The following is a 19,494-nucleotide window of genomic DNA, read 5'->3' as shown; positions in this document are numbered from 1 at the left end:
CGCAGGTCAGTGCTGCCAGCGGAACACCTCCTCCACGCCGACGCCGAACGCGCGCGCGATGCGGAACGCCAGTTCCAGCGACGGCGCGTACCGCCCCGCTTCCAGCGCGATGATGGTCTGCCGGGTCACGCCGCAGGCGTCGGCCAGCGCCTGCTGGGTCATTTCGCCGCGCTCGAAGCGCAGCCGGCGGATGTCGTTGCCGATCGGCGTGCCGCTCATCGGCGGTCGCGCCAGTAATGCCAGACCATGACCGCCGCATGCAGGCTCACGGAGAGGCAGACCAGCCAGACCAGGAAGTTCGCCAGCCAATAGCCGGTGCGCGAAGCGACGAACTCCCCGTAGCCTTCGGCCAGCACCGAAACGACCACCAGCATCAACGCCAACGCGGCATAGCCGGCCCGCACGCCATGCGCCTGGATGATCCTGTCGCGCTCGTCCGCCGCCACCGTCCGGTCCTTGCGGATGAAGAAGAAGTATCCGACCCAGAACAGGTACCAGGCCGGATAGACGACATTCTTTCCCAGTGCGGCGTCGGAAAAGAACAGCCGCCACCCCACCAGGCCCGCCGACAGGCCGAAGGCGGCCAGCAGCAGCCATGCCGTCTTCTCCTGCCGGCTCATCGCCGCGAACATCTCCCTGCCGTTCACCCGTTCTTCCTCCATGACCTGTCCGGTGTCCTGCGCTCGCTTCATGCCCCGACCCCGCGCCGGTCGCGCCAGTACTGGAGCGCCGTCGCCGCATACTCGACCAGGCAGCTCCCCATCAGCGTGCCCACCAGCAGGTTGGCGACGACGAAAGGCCTGGCCCAATGCAGTTTTTCCGCCGGCGACAGCCCCAGCATCAGGGCGATGCCGACTACGCCGGCGACCAGCGCGCCACGCCCCCACGCCGCCGCAGCCTGTTCGATGCCCCGATCGCGTTCGTCGCCGCGCACGGCGCCCTTCCAGCGCGAATCCAGCAACCGCGACAACACGGTCCACGCGACCAGCAGCATCACCAGGTTGCGCGCGACCGCGCCGGCATCGGGATCGTTCCAGCGCGCCATGTGCAGGAACAGCGGCGCCTTGGCCAGGCCATAGACGACGGCCAGCGACATGAAGCCCAGGCCCAGCCACGCCTTCCACTCGCCCGGCGAACCCGCGCCTTCCAGTTCCTCACGCGTGGCCCGGCCTACGCCGTGCACGCCCGCCCACATCGCGCCCATCAGCAGCAGGATGCCGACGTTGCCGCCGTCAAGGCCAAGCACCCGCTCCGGCCCGGCCAGCAGCAACCACATCGCCAGCGCCGCGACGACCATCACCCCCGCGATCTTCCCCTTGCCCACGATGTCACCCATGGCGTACGAAATGTAAAGTGGACATTACATCCACTTCGGGCGATGTCAAACATTCTTTACATCGACTTGCATCCGCGCGCTCTGCCACCATCTCGGGCGTGAACTTTCCTGCGAGCACCGCGATGTCCGACCTGCCCCACGTTTTCGACGCCACGACCGAAACCTTCGAGACCGAAGTCCTGCAGAAATCGCTGCAGACGCCGGTGCTGGTGGACTTCTGGGCGACCTGGTGCGGGCCGTGCAAGACGCTGGGGCCGATCCTGGAGAAGCTGGCCGGCGAATACCACGGCGCCTTCGAACTGGCCAAGGTCGACGTGGACAAGGAACAGCAGATCGCCGCGGCGTTCCAGATCCGCTCGGTGCCCACGGTATTCCTGGTCAAGGGCGGGCAGATCGTCGACGGCTTCCCCGGCGCGCTGCCGGAAGGACAGCTGCGCGAATTCCTGGCCCAGCACGGCGTCACCCCGGCCGAAGCGCCCGTCGAGATCGAAACCGAGGCCGCGCCGCTGGATCCGCTGTCGCAGGTCGCCGCGTTGCGCGAAGCCATCGCCACCGAGCCGGACAAGGCCGAGCTGAAGCTGGACCTGGCGCTGGCCCTGATCAAGACCGGCGACGTACAAGAGGCCAGCCAGCTGCTCGACGCCCTGCCCGCCAACCTCGCCACCGACGACCGCGCCATCCGCGCCCGCGCGAGGCTGGACTTCCACGCCGCGCTGGCCGGAGCGCCGTCGGCCGATGCGCTGGCCGCGCGCGTGCAGGCCGATGGCAACGACCTGCAGGCCCGCCACCTGCTCGGCATCCACAGCCTGCTGGGCGGCCAGGACGAGGCGGCGCTGGAGCAGTTCCTGGAAATGCTCCGGATCGACCGCAACTACAGCGAAGGGCTGCCGCGCAAGGCGCTGATCGACGCGTTCCGGGTCGTCGAGGACGAAGACCTCGTCGGCCGTTACCGCCGCCGCATGTCGTCGCTGCTGTTCTGAGTGTCGTTGCGCGTTCAGGCAGGCGAAACACTGCCTGCCCGATAATGCACCGTTCATCATAGTGATGACCGCGTGGCGGTTTCCGCCGCGCCATCTGGGGATGGAGGGTGCCGGGCGCACAGTATCCGGGCATCCGGCTCCCGCGCCTGCAAGGACCGAGATGCCCATGATGCTGTCCAACCCGCGTGCGCTGCGCCTGACCCTTCTGCTGCAGATCGCACTGGCGACACTGCCGTTGTCGTGCTCGGCGGCGGCCAGCGCACAGGACTGGACCTATCGCGTGCGCCCGGGTGACACCCTGTGGGACCTGGGGACACGCTATCTGAAGCCGACCGTGTCCTGGGAAGAACTCCAGGGCCACAACGCGGTTTCCAATCCCTACCGCCTGCCGCCGGGCCAGGTGCTGCGTTTCCCCATCGCCTGGCTGAGGGTGGAACCGGCCCCAGCGCGCGTCGTGGCCGTGCGCGGCGAGGTCGAGATCGGCGGCGGCGACCGTGCCGCCACCGCCGCCCGCGAAGGCATGCAGTTGCCCATCGGCAGCCATATCCGCACCAGCGCCGATGCCAGCATCACCCTGGCCTTCGCCGACGACTCGCGCCTGCTGCTGCGCGAGAACTCGGAACTGCGCCTGGACCAGCTCAGCAGCTATGGCGCCACTGGCATGGTGGATACCCGCCTGCGCCTGCAGCGCGGCCGCAGCAGCAACCGGGTGACCCCGGCGCAGGGTCCGGCGTCGCGCTACATGATCACCGCGCCCACCGCCACCAGCAGCGTGCGCGGTACCGTGTTCCGCGTCAGCGCGGCGCAGGATGGCGGCGACCCGGGCGCCACCGAGGTGGTCGAAGGCCGGGTGCAGGTGGGCAACCGCCATGGCCGGCAGATGGTCGATCCCGGCCAGGCCAGCCTGAGCGCGTCCGCCGCACGGGCGCCCGCACCGGCCCAGCCGCTGCTCGCCGCGCCGGAGATCGACACGGCGCGCCTGCGGCTCGAGCCGCTGCCGCTGCTGGCCGCCTGGCAGGCCCTGCCGCAGGCGCGTGGCTACCGCATCGAGGTGGTACGCGCCGATGCGCCCGACGTCCTGCTGTTCGCGCGCGACACGCCCGATTCCAGCATCCGCATCGACGACCTGCCGCCCGGGCAACTGCGCCTGCTGGTGCGCGCGGTCGATGCCGACGGTGTCGAGGGCCATGACAGCGCCCGCGACTTCCGGGTTCCCGACGGCCTGCCGCCGCCGCTGACCACCGCCCCGCTGCACGCCCAGACCCTCAACCAGGCGCATCCGCGGTTCGCGTGGGCGCAGGTGGCCGGCGCCGCCGGCAGCCTGCTGCAGATCGCGCGCGAGCCCGACTTCCGGCAACCGCTGGCCGAAAGCCGGACCGATGCCACGCGCCTGCGCTCGCCCGTCGCGCTCGCGCCCGGCGACTATTACTGGCGGGTCGCGTCGGTTGACGCGCTGGGCCAGGGCGGTCGTTATGGGCAGGCCCTGCCGCTGCGGATCAGCGACGCCCCGTCCGATCCCGGCCTGCAGCCGGCGCAGGCGGGCAAAGGCCAGCTGACGCTGCGCTGGCAGGCCGGCGCCGAAGGCCAGCGCTATCGCGTGCAGATGGACCGCCGCGGCGATTTCAGCATGCCGCTGCTCGACCGCGAAACCGCAGCGCCCGAGATCACGATGAAGCAGCCCTGGCGCGGCGGCACCCTGCATGTGCGCGTGCAGTACATCGACGACGACGGCTATGCGGGGCCGTTCTCCACCGCCCAGCAGATCCGGCTGCCCTGCAAGCTCTGCTATGGCGCCGGGGCCGGCGCGCTGCTGCTGTTGGCGCTATGAGGGCAATCCTGCTGCCCTGGCCCCAGCGGCTGCTGCTGGCCGGCGTGCTCGGGGGCCTGGCCGGATGGGCCAGCCAGGCGCACCTGTTCTGGCAGCAGGACGAACATGTCTACGACCAGCTGGTGGGTGGCTGGGACTACACCCCGGATGACAGCCTGGCCATCGTCGCCATCGACGAGCGCAGCCTGCAGCAGCTCGGGCAGTGGCCATGGCCGCGCGGCACGCATGCGCGCCTGCTGGACCGCCTGCACGAGGCCGGCGCCCGCCGCGTCGCGCTGGACCTGATGTTTCCCGAGCCCGACCGCAAGGACGCCACCCAGGACGAGGAGCTGGCCGCCGCGATCAAACGCAGCGGCAATGTGGTGCTGCCGGTGCTGGCGGCATCGGCCAGCGACGCGGCGGTGCCCGAGGAACTGCTGCCGGTGCCGGTCCTGGCCTCGGCGGCCAGGACGCTGGCCCACACCGACATCGAAGTCGATGGCGACGGCGTGGCCCGCGGCCTGTACCTGAAGGCGGGCGTGGGCTCGGCCTACTGGCCGGCGCTGGGCCTGGCGCTGAGCGGCAAGGACGGCCCGGTCCCGGGACTCGGCGATCCGGCCCCGGAAACCGCCTCGCCCTACCAGTGGCGGCGCGACAACTACGTGCGGCTGCGCTATGCCGGGCGGCCGGGCACTTTCCCGCAGGTGTCCTACATCGACGTGCTTGAGGGCCGCCTGCCACCGGGACTGCTGCGCGACCGGCGGGTGATCGTCGGCATGACCGCCAGCGGCATCGCCCCGCGCCTGCTCACGCCGACCTCGCGCGAGAGCTGGATGAGCGGCACCGAGTACCAGGCCAACGTCGCCTCCATGCTGCTGGGCGGACGCGTGATCCTGCCCTTGCCTCCGCGCGTCCAATCGGGAATGGTCATCGCGCTGGTGGCGTTGTGCCCGCTGGGCATGACCCAGCGACGGCTGTCGCCATTGCGGGTCACGGCGGCGGCGCTGGCGCTCCCCCTGCTGCTCAGCCTGGTCCTGCTGCGCGGATTCGACCTGTGGTTCGCGCCGGTGGCGGCCGTCGCCGGCGTCATGCTGATGCTGCTGGCATGGGGGCTGTGGCAGATGCGCTACTGGCGTCGCCAGGCCAACCGCGATCCGCTGACCGGCCTGGCCAACCGCATGCGCTTCGAGGAAGCGCTGCGCCTGGAATACGAAGCGGCACGGCGCAGCGGGCGGCCGTTGAGCCTGGTCCTGATCGATCTGGACAACTTCAAGCACTACAACGACACCTTCGGCCACCATGTCGGCGACCTCGTGCTGCAGCAGACCGCGCGCATGATCGGCGAACTGGCGCGGCGGCCACGCGACCTGGCCGCGCGCTTCGGCGGCGACGAGTTCGCGCTGGTGCTGCCCGATACCAGCAGCGAAGGCGCGATCCAGCTGATCGAAGCCCTCCTGGTCCGCGTCCGCCAGGCCGGCATCGCCGTGGGCAAGGGACGCCAGGCCAGGATCAGCGTCACCGCCGGCCTGGGGACCGTGGTGCCCGACGCCGACAGCCTGCCGTCGCAGTTGTTCCGTGCCACCGACGCCGCGCTCTACCAGGCCAAGGCCGCCGGCCGGGACGGCTACCAGGTGGCGCCGGCCGGCTGAGGCGCTGCGCGCCATTCCATACGGGGGCGAATGCTAGACTCGACTCCCCCTTGCACACCGCCACGCCATGAAAGCCAGCACGTTCCGCCTGGGCATCAACCTCTGGCCGCCGTTCCTGTTCACCGGCATCCATGTCACCGACATCCGCGCCGACTACCGCCACGTGCGCGTCGAACTGCGCCAGCGCCCGTGGAACGTCAACTACGTGGGCACCCATTTCGGCGGCAGCCTGTTCGCGATGACCGATCCGTTCTGGATGCTGTGCCTGCTGCAGAACCTCGGCCGCGATTACTACGTATGGGACAAGGCCGGCGAAATCGAGTTCGTCAAACCCGGCAAGGGCACGGTCGCCACCGAGTTCCGGCTCGAGGAGGCCACGCTCGACGAGGTACGCGCGGCCACCGCCGATGGCGGCAAATACCTGCGCTGGTTCGCCAACGACATCCTCGACGCGCAGGGCGAGGTGGTCGCGCGCGTGCGCAAGCAGGTCTACGTGCGGCTCAAGCCGGAAGCGCGCCAGCCTGCCGCATAGAAACGACTCCAGTCGCGACCGGGGAATTTACCGATACCGCTCGATCGCGACCGAAGCCGCTCCTGCGGCGGTCGGGTGTCATTGGCCGGATACGGCCTGCGGCAACGGTATCCGCAGCATCTGCCTATCCTTGCCATAGGCCGGCGTCTCCAACGCCATGCCGTCGGCGGAGAGGGTAATGGGGCGGTGCGCGCTGCGCAGTCCGGCAGGCAGGTTGCCCAGGCGCTCCGCCAGGGGCGCAGCCGTCCCCTGCACCGCCTGTCCGCGCAGCCACAACGCGGCCTGCAGCAATCGCAGCTGCGCGGCCATGTCCTGCTGACGATGCGCGTATCCCTGGTAGGCGGGTCTGGCGATGTCGCCGACGATGCAGCCGATGGCATTGGTCAGGCATTGCGGCTGCCACCACGCCGATGCCGCCACGGACGGAACCGGCAGCTTGCGATCCTCGGCGATGGCCTGCCGGGTTTCCGGAAGACAGGACTGCCCCAGTGTCTCGGCCTGCCGGGCGAGGGTCTTCCCGCTGCTGTAGAACAGCCGGGTGTAGCGCTGGCCGTGCTCGATCTTCTGGTCCATCAGCGCCGCAAGCCCGCGCTGCATGGCGAACTCGCCGCGCATGCCGTTGCACACGCTGGCCTCGTCCGCAGACAACGGCAGGAAAGCCTTGCCGCAGCTTGCGGGCAACGGTGCGTCCAGCGGCAGTTCGGCCAGCACCGCGGCGAACATCTTCGCGTTGGCCGCCAGCATCGCGCTTCCCGTCATCGTCGTGAGCAGGTTGTCGCCCTGCGCCATCAGCATGCGCCCGCTCCCGGCATCGCGGCACAGGCCGGCCAGGGCACGCGCGCTGTCACCCTGCACGTGGGCCAGCGCGTGCGCGCTCAACGGCACCGTCAGTTGGCGCATATCCGGCCACGGCGTCGCCGCCGCCTGCGTCAATGGCGAGTGGTAATGCCCATGGAGCGCCAGCTCGTCCATGTGCGCCAGCAACGTGGCATGCGGCGCCAGTGCGGCGGCGACGGCCTGTGGCTGACTCCGCACCGCGTCCAGGCAGCCGGCCGCCCCCCCGAAGCCGCACAGCACCGTATCCACGGCAGGCGATGGCGTATCTTCGCCCGGCAACCGCGGCGGCGTGCCCGCCTTGTCTTCGGCGTCGCCGCGGATGAAGCCGGGGACGTATCGGTCGGCGTACCACGTCTCGAACTGGCGGGTGTGTTCGTCCACCCGCGCCTGCCGCTGCGCCAGCGGGCCTTCCACCCCCAGCGAGGCCAGGGTGACGTAGGCGTTGCTGCCCGGCAGGGCACGCGGCGCTTCCAGCGCAGCCAACCTGCGTTCCTGCGCCGCCGACAATGGCCACAGCCAGGAGGCCAGCAGAACCACCGCGACCAGCAGCCCCCCTCCGGCCAGTCCACCAAGCGCCCGCTGCAATGCCTTGCCCATCGTCCTCTCCCTTGGAATCGCGCCGCCATCCGCCAACGGGCGCGCGGACCGGAACTGTTACATATACGGCAACACAGCGGCACGCAATCGCCATGCTCCGCAACAGCCGGCGACGCTACAATCCGCACATGTCGCCCGAAGCTTCCCCCACGCCCCACCGTCCCTCCCTGCAGCGCCTGTTCCTGACCGGATTGCTGACCCTGTTGCCGATCTGGCTGACCTGGGTGGTGATCAAGTTCGTGTTCGTGCTCCTGTCCGGCATCAGCAGTCCGCTGGTGGTGCCGCTGTCCGAGCGCATCGCCGCCTCCTTCCCCCATTACCTGGGCTGGGTGCGGGTGGAATGGATGCAGGACGTGTTCGCCCTGCTCGCCACGCTGCTGGTGATCCTGCTGGTCGGCGCGCTCAGCCGCCGCGTGATCGGCCAGCGCCTGCTGCGCTGGTTCGGCGCGGTGATCCGCCGCATCCCGCTGGCCAGCGTCATCTACGACAGCGCCAAGAAGCTGCTGGATATCCTGCAGACCCAGCCGGGCAGCACCCAGCGCGTGGTGCTGATCGACTTCCCGCACCGCGACATGAAGTCGGTAGGCCTGGTGACGCGGGTCATCCGCGAACACGGCACCAACCGCGAGCTGGCAGCGGTGTATGTGCCGACCACGCCCAACCCGACGTCGGGCTATCTGGAAATCGTCCCGGTGGAACTGCTCACGCCCACCGACTGGACGGTGGACCAGGCCATGAGCTTCATCATCTCCGGCGGCGCGGTCGCCCCCGAGAGCGTTCCGTTCACCCGCGCCGGGGAACGCTGAAACCGGCGGCGGCGTAGCGCTTCATCCACGGCCGTGGCATCGACCATGGCTGTACGGTGCCGTTCCGCCGCGCCGCGCTGTCTGGCCGTATCCGGCGATATCGGGCAAGCTCCCGGGCTTGTGCGTTTCCGGAATCACCGATGTCCTCCAGCCCGCTTCGCTTTCTCGCGCTTGCCGTAGCCTCCCTCCTGATCTTCTCCGCCGCCGCGCCCGCCGATGCAGCGAAGAAGAAGAGCCAGCGCCCGACCGCGACGCAGTCCCGCAGCGCCAAACCCAAGGCGCGCAGCGGCAAGGCGGTGGCGCGACCGGCGGCAAGACCGGCCCGCGCGCCGCTGCCCATCATCCAGGACAACGCCAGCCGCCTGAACCGGATCTACGATGAATACTGGGACGCCTCGATGCGGCTGAACCCGCTGCAGGCCACCTTCCAGGGCGACCCGCGCTTCAACGACCAGTTGCCCAACTTCCTGTCGCCGGCCTCGCGCCAGCAGGCGCACGACTTCATGGTCGAATGGCTCGGCAAGGCCGAGGCGGTGGGCAAGGACGGGCTGCAGGGCCAGGACCTGCTCAGTTACGAGATCTTCGTGCGCGATGCGCACATCTCGCTGGCCGCCGAGCAGCAGCCGTCGTGGATGCTGCCGATCAACCCCTACAACAACCTGGCCAGCATCATCGCGGTGCTCGGCTCCGGCGCCGGCGCGCAGCCGTTCCGCACGGTGAAGGACTACGAGAACTGGTCGCGCCGCTCGCTGGCCGTGCCGGCGCTGTTCGACCAGGCCATCGCCAACATGCGCGAAGGCATGGCCGCCGGCGTCGTGCAGCCGCGCGCGCTGATGGAAAAGGTGCTGCCGCAGCTGGATGCGGTGATCAAGCCCAGCGCCGAAGAGAGCATCTTCTGGGCGCCGGTCCGCAACATGCCGGAAGACTTCTCCGCCGAAGACCGGGAACGGCTGGCCGCCGAATACAAGCGCATGATCGAGTACCGGCTGCTGCCGGCCTACCGCGCGCTGCGCGGCTTCATCGCCACCCAGTACCTGCCCGCCGCGCGCGTCACCGACGGCCTCGGCGCCCTGCCCAACGGCCAGGCCTGGTACGCGCACACCATCGCCAACCTGACCAGTTCCTCGCGCACGCCGGCGGAAATCCACGAACTCGGCGAGCAGGAGGTCAAGGACCTGCAGGAGCGCATCGCCACCGTGATGAAGGAGGCCAAGATCCGCGGGTCGGCGCAGAAGACCTTCGCCGCCATGCGCAACGACCGCCAGTTCACCTTCCGCGACGAGGCCGCGCTGCTGGCGCGCTACCGCGAGGTCGGCCAGCAGGTGGACGCCGCGCTGCCGGCCCTGTTCGACACCCGCCCCAAGGCGGCGCTGGACATCCGGCCGGTCCCGGCCGAACACGCGTTGACCGCCAGCGCCGCCAGTTACCAGCCGCCGTCCCCGGCCGATGGCAGCCAGCCCGGCGTGCTGCAGGTCAATACCCGCGACCTGCCCTCGCGCAAGCGCTGGGCGGTGCCGCTGCAGTACCTGCACGAAGGCATCCCGGGCCACCACCTGCAGCTGGGCCTGCAGCAGGAGCTGTCCACCCTGCCGCGTTTCCGCCGGCTCGGCGGCGACGTCGCCTTCGTCGAGGGCTGGGGCCTGTACGCCGAATCGCTGGGCGATGAAATGGGCATCTACCGCGATCCCTACGACCGCCTCGGCTACCTGCAGACCACCCTGCTGCGCACCGTGCGCCTGGTCGCCGACACCGGCCTGCATGCGGCCGGCTGGAGCCGCCAGCAGGCGATCGACTACATGGTGAAGAACGCCGACCTCAGCGCCGCCGACGCCGCCGCGGAGGTAGAGCGCTTCATGGCCCTGCCCGGGCAGACCCTGGCCTACCGCGTGGGCGAGATCAAGATCCGGCGCCTGCGCGAGAAGGCACAGGCCGCGCTGGGCGAAGGCTTCGACCCGCGCGAGTTCCACAACGAAGTCTTGAAGGACGGCTCGATGCCGTTGGATATTCTGGAAGCCAAGATCGACCGCTGGATCGCCGGCAAGAAAAACTGACCCCGCCCAAGGAGCCGCCATGTCGCCGTGGATGTCCCGACTCGCCCCGCTGTGCCTGTCCGCGTTCTCCACGGTGGCCGCCGCTGCGGCGCCCGCCCCGCTTCCCGACGCCGGCATCGACGGCCTGATGCAGCGCTACGACGGCCGCGTGCCCGGCGCCGCGGTGCTGGTGCTCAAGGACGGCCAGCCGGTATTCCGGCGCGGCTATGGGCTGGCGGTGGTCGAGGACGGCACACCGGTCTCGCCGGCGACCAATTTCCGTCTGGCCTCGGTGAGCAAGCAGTTCACCGCCGCCGCCGTCCTGCTGCTGGCCGAGGACGGCAAGCTGTCCATCGACGACCCGCTGAAGAAATGGCTGCCCAGCCTGCCGGCGGTGGCCGACGCGATGACCCTGCGCCACCTGCTCAGCCACACCAGCGGCCTGCTCGATTACGAAGACCTCATGGACCCGGCCGACACGCGGCAGGTGCACGACATCGACGTGCTGCACCTGCTGGAGAAGGAGAACCGCACCTACTTCGCGCCGGGCAGCGACTACCGCTACAGCAACAGCGGCTATGCGCTGCTGGCGCTGGTCGTCGGCAAGGCCTCGGGCAGCGATTTCGCCAGCTTCCTGCGCCAGCGCATCTTCCTGCCGCTGGGCATGGATGCCACCGTCGCCCACCAGGACGGCGTGGACGAGGTGGCCTCCCGCGCCTATGGCTACAGCGGGATCGACGGCCATTGGCAGCGCACCGACCAGAGCACCACCAGCGCCGTGCTCGGCGACGGCGGCATCTATTCCTCCCTCGATGACCTCGCCCGGTGGGACGCGGCGCTGTACGACGAACGCCTGCTGCGCCGCGCCTCGCTGCGCCTGGCCTTCAGCCCGGCCACCAAGACGCCGGAACCGGACGTGCCGTACTACGGCTTCGGCTGGCGCATCAACGGCGACGCGCTGTGGCACAGCGGCGAGAGCATCGGCTTCCGCAACGTGATCCTGCGCTATCCGAAGCAGAAGCTGACGGTGATCGTGCTGACCAACCGCAACGATCCGGAGCCCTATCCGCTGGCGCTGGAGATCGCCCGGCGCTGGCAGGAAACGAAACGATGAAGCTGCTGCACGGCATCCACCACGTCGCGCTGATCGCTTCGGACTACGCGCGCTCGCGCGACTTCTACACCCGCATCCTCGGGCTGGAGGTGGTCGCCGAGCACTACCGCGCCGGGCGCCGGTCCTGGAAGCTGGACCTGCGCCTGCCCGACGGCGGCCAGCTGGAACTGTTCTCCTTCCCGGCGCCGCCGCCGCGGCCCAGCCGCCCGGAAGCGCGCGGCCTGCGCCATCTGGCGTTCCGCGTCGCCGCGCTGGACGCGGCCGTCGCCCACCTGCAGGCCGAAGGCGTGGCCTGCGAGCCGGTGCGCGTGGACGAATACACCGGCCGCCGTTTCACCTTCTTCGCCGATCCGGACGACCTGCCGCTGGAACTGTACGAAACCGGCTGAATCTCCCCCGGTCACATTCCCGTCGCCGCCACGTCCCTGGTCCCAATGACTTCCGGCGCATTGCCCGACCACGGCCGCCGCCGGAATGATGTCCACATCGTCCAGGGAGGTGTCCGTCCATGCTGCAGATCCGCGGTCTATCCAAAACCTACGCCAATGGCGTGCACGCACTGAAGAATGTCGATCTGGACATCCCGCGCGGCATGTTCGGCCTGCTCGGCCCCAACGGCGCCGGCAAGTCCTCGCTGATGCGCACCCTGGCGACCCTGCAGGAAGCGGACACCGGCAGCGCCACGCTGACCACCGCCGACGGCGCCAGCATCGACGTGCTCCGCGACAAGGACGCGCTGCGCCGGCGGCTCGGCTACCTGCCGCAGGATTTCGGCGTCTACCCGAAGGTCAGCGCGCTGGACCTGCTCGATCATTTCGCCGTGCTCAAGGGCCTGACCGCGCGCCGGCAGCGCAAGGAAGTGGTCGAGGGCCTGCTGCAGCAGGTCAACCTGTGGGATGCGCGCAAGCGCAAGCTCGGCACCTATTCGGGCGGCATGCGCCAGCGCTTCGGCATCGCCCAGGCCCTGCTCGGCAACCCGCAGCTGGTAATCGTCGACGAGCCCACCGCCGGCCTGGATCCGGAGGAGCGCAACCGCTTCCTCAACCTTCTGGCCGAGATCGGCGAGAACGTGGCGGTGATCCTGTCCACGCACATCGTCGAGGACGTCACCGACCTGTGCCCGAACATGGCCATCATGAACAAGGGCCAGGTGCTGCTGACCGGCAGGCCGGCCGATGCGATCGGCGCGCTGCAGGCCCAGGTCTGGCGCAAACAGGTCGCCAAGGCCGCGCTGGCCGAGTACGAATCGCGCTTCACCGTGCTGTCCACGCGCCTGGTCGGCGGCCATCCGGTGATCCATGTGTTCAGCGCCAGCCAGCCGGACGAAGGCTTCGCCCCGGTCGAGCCCGGGCTCGAGGACGTCTACTTCCAGCGCCTGCGCCTGCAGGCGCAGGCCGCCTGACGGAGACGGCCGATGACACTGAACTTCCTGCGCTTCGAGCTGCGCGAGCAGCTGCGTTCCCCGCTGTTGTGGCTGCTGGCCCTGTTCCTGGCGCTGATGGCCTTCGCCGCGGCGTCCAGCGACGCCGTCCAGATCGGCGGCGGCATCGGCAACGTGCACCGCAATGCCCCGTCGGTCATCACCGCGCTGATGACGGTCTTCAGCCTGCTGGGCCTGCTGGTGACCACCCTGTTCGTCAGCAACGCCCTGCTGCGCGACTTCGAACTGGGCACCGCCGAACTGGTGTTCTCCAGCCCGATCAAGCGCCGCGACTATCTGCTCGGCCGCCTCGGCGCGGCGCTGCTGGCCTGCCTGGTGATGTACGTGATCATCGCCTGCGGCCTGTTCATCGCCCAGTTCATGCCGTGGATCGATGCGGCGCGCCTGGGCCCCGTCTCGCTGCGTCCCTACCTGTGGGCGTTCGCGGTGATGGTGGTGCCCAACGTGCTGTTCACCACCGCGCTGCTGTCGCTGCTGGCCGCCACCACCCGCAACATCCTGTGGGTGTACATCGGCGTCATCGTCTTCTTCGTCCTGTATGGCGTCAGCCGGGCGATCCTGGCCGACATCGACAACCAGCAGGTCTCCGCCCTGCTCGACCCGCTCGGCATCCGCGCGATCGGCCATGCCACCCGCTACTGGTCGGCCGAGGAGCGCAACACCGGCCTGCCGGCGCTGTCCGGCTTCCTGCTGCAGAACCGCGTGCTGTGGCTGGCGGTCAGCGCCGCGCTGTTCGCCGCCACCTTCGCCCTGTTCCGCACCGAGCGCGCCGGCGCCGGCCGCGCCAGCCGGCGCCAGCGCGGCAGGCAGCCGGCAGCGGCCTCCAGTACGCGCGCGGCCGTCGCCGCACCGCGCGTGACCCCGGACTTTGGCGCCGCCAGCAGCCTGCGCCAGCTGGCGCGGCAGGTGCGTTTCGACACTCTCGGCATCTTCCGCAGCATCCCCTTCATCGTGCTGTTGCTGTTGGGCCTGGCCAATTTCATCCCCTCGGCGCTGTTCCGCCAGAGCCTGTACGGCACGCCGACCTGGCCGGTCACCTCGCAGATGCTGGAGGCCCTGCAGGGCAGCTACAGCTGGCTGCTGGTGCTGATCGTGCTGTTCTACGCCGGCGAGCTGGTGTGGAAGGAACGTACCGCGCGCATCGCCGGCATCACCGACGCCACGCCGGTGCCGAACTGGGTGCCGCTGCTGGGCAAATTCCTGGCGCTGATCGCCGTGGTGCTGGGTTTCCAGGCCATCGGCGGCGTGGCCTCGATCCTGCTGCAACTGTCCAAGGGCTACACCCACATCGAACCGCTGCTGTACGCCAAGACCCTGCTGCTGAACTCCACCGTGTTCGTGCTGATGGGCGGCATGGCGCTGGTGCTGCAGGTGCTGAGCAACAACAAGTTCCTCGGCTATGCGCTGCTGATCCTGGTGCTGATCGGGCAGTCGGTGCTGGGCCTGCTCGACTACGCCCAGGACATCTACAACTACGCCAGCGCGCCCAATGCCCCGTATTCGGACATGAACGGCTACGGCCACTTCCTGACCGCGCAACTCGCCTTCCAGGGCTACTGGGCGTTGTGCCTGCTCGTCCTGTTGCTGCTGTGCGCGGCACTGTGGGTGCGCGGCGTGGATGGCGGCCTGCGCACCCGGCTGCGCCTTGCCCGCCAGCGCCTGCGCGGCGGGCTGGGCGTGGCGCTGGGCACGGCCACGCTCGCCTTCGCCGCCTGCGGCGGCTGGCTGTACTGGAACACCAACATCCGCAACGAGTACCTCTCGCCCGACGCCAGGCTGGACCAGCTCGCCTACTACGAGAAGACCTACCGCAGGTTCAAGGACCTGCCGCAGCCGCGCATCGTCGCCGTGGACAACCGCATCGACCTGCATCCAGAGACGCAGTCGGTGCGCATCGATGGCCGCTACCGCATCCGCAACACGCATGCCGTGGCGATCCCGCAGCTGCACATCGCCATCGCCGACGACAAGACCCTGACCGCGCTGGACCTGGGCGCGGCCAGGCTGGACAAGAACGACGCCGACGTCGGCTACCGCATCTACACGCTGGACACGCCGATGCAGCCGGGCGAGGAGCGCGACATCCGCTTCACCGTCGACATCCACCCCGACGGCATTCCCGCCGGCCGCGCGCAGTCCCGCATCGTCGACAACGGTACGTTCTTCAACAGCGGCGTCCTGCCCGGTTTCGGCTACAACGCCGGCGCCGAGATCGAGGACCGCAACGAGCGCCGCAAGCGCGGCCTGGGCGAGCCCACGCGCATGCCCAGGCTGGAGGACGAGGCCGCGCGCGCCAATACCTACATCTCCAACGATGCCGACTGGCTGGCGTTCCGCAGCACCATCTGCACCGCGCCGGACCAGATCGCACTGGCACCGGGCTACCTGCAGAAGGAATACGAGCGCGACGGGCGCCGCTGCTTCGACTACGCCATGGACCGGCCGATGCTGAACTTCTACGCCTACCTGTCGGCGCGCTGGGCGGTGAAGAAGGGCGCGTACAAGGACATCCCGATCGAGATCTATTACGACCCCAAGCATCCCTACAACGTGGACCGGATGATCGAGGGCGTGCAGAAATCGCTGGCCTACTACGAAGCCAACTTCAGCCCGTACCAGCACAGGCAGGTGCGCATCCTGGAGTTCCCCGGGTACCAGTCGTTCGCGCAGAGCTTCGCCAACACCATCCCCTACTCCGAATCGATCGGCTTCATCGCCGACCTGCGCCGGCCCGACGACATCGACTACGTGTTCTACGTCACCGCGCACGAGATCGCGCACCAGTGGTGGGCGCACCAGGTCATCGGCGCCAACGTGCAGGGCGCGACGGTGCTGTCCGAATCGCTGTCGCAGTACTCGGCGCTGATGGTGATGGAGAAGGAGTACGGCCGCGCCCACATGCGCCAGTTCCTCAAGACCGAGCTGGACCGCTACCTGTCCGGCCGCGGCGGCGAGGACGTGCAGGAGCTGCCGCTGTACCGCGTGGAGAACCAGCAGTACATCCACTACCGCAAGGGCTCGATGGTGTTCTACCGCCTGCGCGAGGAGATGGGCGAGCAGGCCCTGAACCGCGCGCTCGCGCGCTTCATCCAGGCCAAGGCCTTCCAGCAGCCGCCGTACACCACCTCGGCCGAACTGCTGGACTTCATCCGCGCCGAGGCCGGACCGGAGCAGCAGGGGCTGATCACCGACCTGTTCGAGAAGATCAGCTTCTACGACAACCGCGTGGTCGATGCCACCGCCACGCGGCGCGCCGACGGCCGCTACGACGTGACCCTGAAGCTGCACGCCGACAAGCGCTATGCGGACGGGATCGGCAAGGAAACGCCCGGGACGCTGGACGACTGGATCGAGGTCGGCGTGTTCGCCAAGGGCGCCTCGGGCAAGGAGCGCGACGAGAAGGTGCTGTACCTGCAGCGCCATCACATCACCGAGGCGGCCCCGCAGCTCACCGTGACCGTCGACGCGCGCCCCGACGAGGCCGGCTTCGATCCCTACAACAAGCTGATCGACCGCGTCTCGGCCGACAACCGCAAGCGGATCACGCTGCAATGAGACCCCTGACCCGACCCTGACCCGGAGTGCTGCGGTGCGGATTCCGTACCGCAGCGAATGGGTATACATTCGCCAGCAACCGGTAACTCCGGACCACGACACCTGCCCTGGGAGGGGACACATGCGCAAGACCTTCAAGACCCTGTTGCTGGCCCTGCCGCTGGCCATGGCCGGCATCACCGCCGCGCAGGCCGACAACACCAGCGCCGAAGGCCGCTGGCGCCAGATCGACCCGGATACCCACCGCGCCAAGTCCATCGTCGAGATCAGCCGCGCCAGCAACGGCAGCCTGCACGGCCGCATCGTCGAACTGCTCAACCCCAGCCGTCCCAACCCGACCTGCGACAAGTGCAGCGACGACCGCAAGGACAAGCCGATCACCGGCATGGAGATCATCCGTGACATGCGCGCCGACGGCGCCAACAAGTGGAGCGGCGGCAACATCCTCAAGCCCGACGAGGGCAAGGTCTACAAGTCGAAGATGGAGCTGATCGAAGGCGGCGCCAAGCTGCAGGTCTCCGGCTGCATCATGTTCATCTGCAAGTCGCAGACCTGGGAACGCATGTAAGGCGCACCCGCCGCCTGCCGACCCCGCGAAACCCGGCCAAGGCCGGGTTTCGCGCATCCGGCGGCCGCTTTCCCGGCCGCCGCGGGACGGCATGCCATAATCGGCGGTCCCCACGTTCCCTCCAACGGCCATGACCCGTACCGCGCTCGTCACCAATGCCCTGCCCTATGCCAACGGCCCGCTCCACCTCGGCCACCTGGTGGGCTACATCCAGGCCGACATCTGGGTACGCGCGCGCCGGTTGATGGGCGGCAAGGTCTGGTACGTCTGCGCCGACGATACCCACGGCACGCCGATCATGCTCGCCGCCGAGAAGGCCGGCGTCAGCCCGGAAACCTTCATCGCCAACATCCAGGCCAGCCATGAGCGCGATTTCGCTGCCTTCGGCGTGGATTTCGACCATTACGATTCGACCAACTCGGCCGCCAACCGCGAGCTGACCGAGGCGCTGTACAACAGGCTGGACGCCGCCGGCCACATCAGCCGCCGCTCGGTGGCCCAGTTCTATGACCCGGCCAAGGGCATGTTCCTGCCCGACCGCTACATCAAGGGCACCTGCCCGAAGTGCAAGTCGCCGGACCAGTACGGCGACAACTGCGAGGTCTGCGGTGCCACCTATGGCCCGACCGACCTGATCGACCCGAAGTCGGTGGTGTCCGGCGCCACGCCCGAAATCCGCGACTCCGAGCACTACTTCTTCGAGGTGGGCCGCTTCCAGGACTTCCTGCGGCAGTGGCTGGCCGGTGACGTCGCCCTGCCAGGCGTGAAGGCCAAGCTGGCCGAGTGGCTGGACGCCGAAGGCGGCCTGCGCGCCTGGGACATCTCCCGCGATGCGCCGTATTTCGGCTTCGAGATCCCGGGTGCACCTGGCAAGTACTTCTACGTGTGGCTGGACGCCCCCATCGGCTACCTGTCCAGCTTCAGGAACCTGTGCGCCAGGACCGGCGACGACTTCGATGCCGTGCTCGCCGCCGACAGCAACACCGAGCTGCACCACTTCATCGGCAAGGACATCGTCAACTTCCACGGCCTGTTCTGGCCGGCGGTGCTGAAGGGCAGCGGCCTGCGCACCCCGACCAGGCTGCACGTCAACGGCTACCTGACCGTGGACGGCGCCAAGATGAGCAAGTCGCGCGGCACCTTCGTGATGGCCCGCACCTACCTGGACGTGGGCCTGGCCCCGGAAGCGCTGCGCTATTACTTCGCCGCCAAGTCCTCCGGTGGCGTGGATGACCTGGATTTGAACCTGAGCGACTTCACCGCCCGCGTGAATGCCGACCTGGTCGGCAAGTTCGTCAACCTGGCCAGCCGCTGCGCCGGTTTCATCGCCAAGCGCTTCGACGGCAAGCTCGCCGATGCCCTGCCCGACCCGGCCCAGTACGACCGCTTCGTCGCCGCACTGGCACCGGTGCGCGAGGCCTACGAGCGCAACGACCCGGCCGCCGCGATCCGCCTGACCATGGCGCTGGCCGACGAAGCCAACAAGTACATCGACGACACCAAGCCCTGGGTCATCGCCAAGCAAGAGGGCGCCGACGCCGAATTGCAGGCGGTGTGCACGCAGGGCCTGAACCTGTTCCGCGTGCTGGTCGCCGCGCTCAAGCCGGTGTTGCCGGCCACCGCACTGCAGGCAGAGGGCTTCCTCAATGCGCCGATGCATGGCTGGGGCGACATCGCCAAGCCGCTGACCGCCCACACCATCGCCGCCTACGTGGCGCTGTTCACCCGTATCGACCCGAAGATGATCGACGCAATGACCGACGCCTCCAAGGACACCCTCGCCGCCCCGCCCGCCGAGGCCAAGCCGGCCAAGGCCGAGAAGCCCGCCAAGGTCGAAGTGAAGGCCGAGCCCAAGGCTGAAGGTGAAGCGTCCGCGTACATCGGCATCGACGACTTCGCCAGGCTCGACCTGCGCATCGGCAAGGTGATCGAATGCGGCTTCGTCGATGGCTCGGACAAGCTGCTGCGCTTCCTGCTCGATGCCGGCGACCTCGGCCAGCGCCAGATCTTCTCCGGCATCCGCGGCAGCTATGCCGAGCCGGAAGCACTGGTCGGCCGCAACGTGGTGTTCATCGCCAACCTGGCCCCGCGCAAGATGCGTTTCGGCCTCAGCGAGGGCATGATCCTGTCGGCCGGCTTCGATGGCGGCGCGCTGGCACTGCTCGACGCCGACGCCGGCGCGCAGCCGGGCATGCCGGTCCGCTGAAACCGCGATTGGTGATGGGGCATTCGCGACAGCAGG

At 69.0% G+C, this 19,494-nt stretch carries 16 protein-coding genes; 12 read left to right on the top strand and 4 right to left on the bottom strand.

Going from position 1 to position 19,494, the window contains the following annotated elements:
* Positions 1–6: 6 nt before the first annotated feature.
* Genes ABB22_RS09165 through ABB22_RS09155 form a run of 3 tightly spaced genes read right to left on the bottom strand, consistent with a single transcriptional unit; the run spans position 7 to position 1,336 of the window.
* A complete protein-coding gene (locus tag ABB22_RS09165; protein ID WP_055764610.1) occupies positions 7–219 on the bottom strand; it encodes a helix-turn-helix transcriptional regulator in 213 nt (70 codons plus the stop codon).
* Positions 216–692, bottom strand: a complete 477-nt coding sequence (locus tag ABB22_RS09160) for a hypothetical protein (protein ID WP_152984100.1) — start codon at positions 690–692, stop codon at positions 216–218. Before ABB22_RS09160 ends, ABB22_RS09165 begins: the two co-directional genes overlap by 4 nt.
* On the bottom strand, positions 689–1,336 hold the full coding sequence (locus ABB22_RS09155; RefSeq protein ID WP_055764606.1) for a hypothetical protein: 648 nt from the start codon (positions 1,334–1,336) through the stop codon (positions 689–691). Before ABB22_RS09155 ends, ABB22_RS09160 begins: the two co-directional genes overlap by 4 nt.
* 122 nt (positions 1,337–1,458) lie before the next feature.
* Between ABB22_RS09155 and trxA the strand changes: the two genes are divergently transcribed.
* The 4 genes from trxA (at position 1,459) to ABB22_RS09135 (ending at position 6,304) form a co-directional block, all read left to right on the top strand.
* Positions 1,459–2,316: a thioredoxin gene (gene trxA, locus ABB22_RS09150; RefSeq protein ID WP_055764604.1), complete on the top strand. Its 858-nt coding sequence runs from the start codon at positions 1,459–1,461 to the stop codon at positions 2,314–2,316.
* Positions 2,317–2,482: 166 nt separating this feature from the next.
* Positions 2,483–4,144 (top strand): FecR family protein, encoded by a 1,662-nt coding sequence (locus ABB22_RS09145; RefSeq protein ID WP_235504198.1) that lies wholly within the window; start codon positions 2,483–2,485, stop codon positions 4,142–4,144.
* Positions 4,141–5,772 (top strand): CHASE2 domain-containing protein, encoded by a 1,632-nt coding sequence (locus ABB22_RS09140; protein WP_055764600.1) that lies wholly within the window; start codon positions 4,141–4,143, stop codon positions 5,770–5,772. The genes ABB22_RS09145 and ABB22_RS09140 overlap by 4 nt, the downstream gene beginning before the upstream one ends.
* 67 nt (positions 5,773–5,839) lie before the next feature.
* A complete protein-coding gene (locus ABB22_RS09135) occupies positions 5,840–6,304 on the top strand; it encodes a DUF4442 domain-containing protein (protein ID WP_055764598.1) in 465 nt (154 codons plus the stop codon).
* Between the two features lie 78 nt (positions 6,305–6,382).
* On the opposite strand, the gene ABB22_RS09130 is transcribed toward ABB22_RS09135, so the two are convergent.
* Positions 6,383–7,738, bottom strand: a complete 1,356-nt coding sequence (locus tag ABB22_RS09130) for a hypothetical protein (protein WP_055764596.1) — start codon at positions 7,736–7,738, stop codon at positions 6,383–6,385.
* Positions 7,739–7,866: 128 nt separating this feature from the next.
* On the opposite strand from ABB22_RS09130, the gene ABB22_RS09125 reads away from it, so the two are divergent.
* The 8 genes from ABB22_RS09125 (at position 7,867) to metG (ending at position 19,458) form a co-directional block, all read left to right on the top strand.
* Positions 7,867–8,544: a DUF502 domain-containing protein gene (locus ABB22_RS09125; protein ID WP_055765366.1), complete on the top strand. Its 678-nt coding sequence runs from the start codon at positions 7,867–7,869 to the stop codon at positions 8,542–8,544.
* A 140-nt stretch (positions 8,545–8,684) separates the two neighbouring features.
* A complete protein-coding gene (locus tag ABB22_RS09120) occupies positions 8,685–10,595 on the top strand; it encodes a DUF885 domain-containing protein (protein WP_055764594.1) in 1,911 nt (636 codons plus the stop codon).
* A 31-nt stretch (positions 10,596–10,626) separates the two neighbouring features.
* A complete protein-coding gene (locus tag ABB22_RS09115; RefSeq protein ID WP_152984099.1) occupies positions 10,627–11,688 on the top strand; it encodes a serine hydrolase domain-containing protein in 1,062 nt (353 codons plus the stop codon).
* Positions 11,685–12,077 (top strand): SMU1112c/YaeR family gloxylase I-like metalloprotein, encoded by a 393-nt coding sequence (gene gloA2, locus ABB22_RS09110; RefSeq protein WP_055764591.1) that lies wholly within the window; start codon positions 11,685–11,687, stop codon positions 12,075–12,077. Before ABB22_RS09115 ends, gloA2 begins: the two co-directional genes overlap by 4 nt.
* A gap of 119 nt (positions 12,078–12,196) precedes the next feature.
* Positions 12,197–13,090 (top strand): ABC transporter ATP-binding protein, encoded by an 894-nt coding sequence (locus tag ABB22_RS09105; RefSeq protein WP_055764588.1) that lies wholly within the window; start codon positions 12,197–12,199, stop codon positions 13,088–13,090.
* A 12-nt stretch (positions 13,091–13,102) separates the two neighbouring features.
* Entirely contained in the window at positions 13,103–16,684 is a 3,582-nt protein-coding gene (locus tag ABB22_RS09100; protein ID WP_055764586.1) for an ABC transporter permease/M1 family aminopeptidase, read from the top strand.
* Between the two features lie 121 nt (positions 16,685–16,805).
* A complete protein-coding gene (locus ABB22_RS09095; RefSeq protein WP_055764584.1) occupies positions 16,806–17,252 on the top strand; it encodes a DUF2147 domain-containing protein in 447 nt (148 codons plus the stop codon).
* A 130-nt stretch (positions 17,253–17,382) separates the two neighbouring features.
* Positions 17,383–19,458: a methionine--tRNA ligase gene (gene metG / locus ABB22_RS09090; protein WP_055764582.1), complete on the top strand. Its 2,076-nt coding sequence runs from the start codon at positions 17,383–17,385 to the stop codon at positions 19,456–19,458.
* The last annotated feature ends 36 nt before the right edge of the window (positions 19,459–19,494 follow it).

The sequence above is a fragment of the Stenotrophomonas nitritireducens genome, from assembly GCF_001431425.1.
In the GTDB taxonomy this organism is placed as follows: Bacteria; Pseudomonadota; Gammaproteobacteria; order Xanthomonadales; family Xanthomonadaceae; genus Stenotrophomonas; species Stenotrophomonas nitritireducens.
Note: the sequence above shows the minus strand (reverse complement) of the source record. Positions and strands in the feature narration are given on the sequence as shown.

Excerpts from the sequence above, each read along its gene's own strand:
- ABB22_RS09165 (WP_055764610.1), bottom strand. The coding sequence starts at position 219 with ATGAGCGGCACGCCGATCGGCAACGACATCCGCCGGCTGCGCTTCGAG.
- ABB22_RS09160 (WP_152984100.1), bottom strand. The coding sequence starts at position 692 with ATGAAGCGAGCGCAGGACACCGGACAGGTCATGGAGGAAGAACGGGTG.
- ABB22_RS09155 (WP_055764606.1), bottom strand. The coding sequence starts at position 1,336 with ATGGGTGACATCGTGGGCAAGGGGAAGATCGCGGGGGTGATGGTCGTC.
- trxA (WP_055764604.1), top strand. The coding sequence starts at position 1,459 with ATGTCCGACCTGCCCCACGTTTTCGACGCCACGACCGAAACCTTCGAG.
- ABB22_RS09145 (WP_235504198.1), top strand. The coding sequence starts at position 2,483 with ATGATGCTGTCCAACCCGCGTGCGCTGCGCCTGACCCTTCTGCTGCAG.
- ABB22_RS09140 (WP_055764600.1), top strand. The coding sequence starts at position 4,141 with ATGAGGGCAATCCTGCTGCCCTGGCCCCAGCGGCTGCTGCTGGCCGGC.
- ABB22_RS09135 (WP_055764598.1), top strand. The coding sequence starts at position 5,840 with ATGAAAGCCAGCACGTTCCGCCTGGGCATCAACCTCTGGCCGCCGTTC.
- ABB22_RS09130 (WP_055764596.1), bottom strand. The coding sequence starts at position 7,738 with ATGGGCAAGGCATTGCAGCGGGCGCTTGGTGGACTGGCCGGAGGGGGG.
- ABB22_RS09125 (WP_055765366.1), top strand. The coding sequence starts at position 7,867 with ATGTCGCCCGAAGCTTCCCCCACGCCCCACCGTCCCTCCCTGCAGCGC.
- ABB22_RS09120 (WP_055764594.1), top strand. The coding sequence starts at position 8,685 with ATGTCCTCCAGCCCGCTTCGCTTTCTCGCGCTTGCCGTAGCCTCCCTC.
- ABB22_RS09115 (WP_152984099.1), top strand. The coding sequence starts at position 10,627 with ATGTCCCGACTCGCCCCGCTGTGCCTGTCCGCGTTCTCCACGGTGGCC.
- gloA2 (WP_055764591.1), top strand. The coding sequence starts at position 11,685 with ATGAAGCTGCTGCACGGCATCCACCACGTCGCGCTGATCGCTTCGGAC.
- ABB22_RS09105 (WP_055764588.1), top strand. The coding sequence starts at position 12,197 with ATGCTGCAGATCCGCGGTCTATCCAAAACCTACGCCAATGGCGTGCAC.
- ABB22_RS09100 (WP_055764586.1), top strand. The coding sequence starts at position 13,103 with ATGACACTGAACTTCCTGCGCTTCGAGCTGCGCGAGCAGCTGCGTTCC.
- ABB22_RS09095 (WP_055764584.1), top strand. The coding sequence starts at position 16,806 with ATGCGCAAGACCTTCAAGACCCTGTTGCTGGCCCTGCCGCTGGCCATG.
- metG (WP_055764582.1), top strand. The coding sequence starts at position 17,383 with ATGACCCGTACCGCGCTCGTCACCAATGCCCTGCCCTATGCCAACGGC.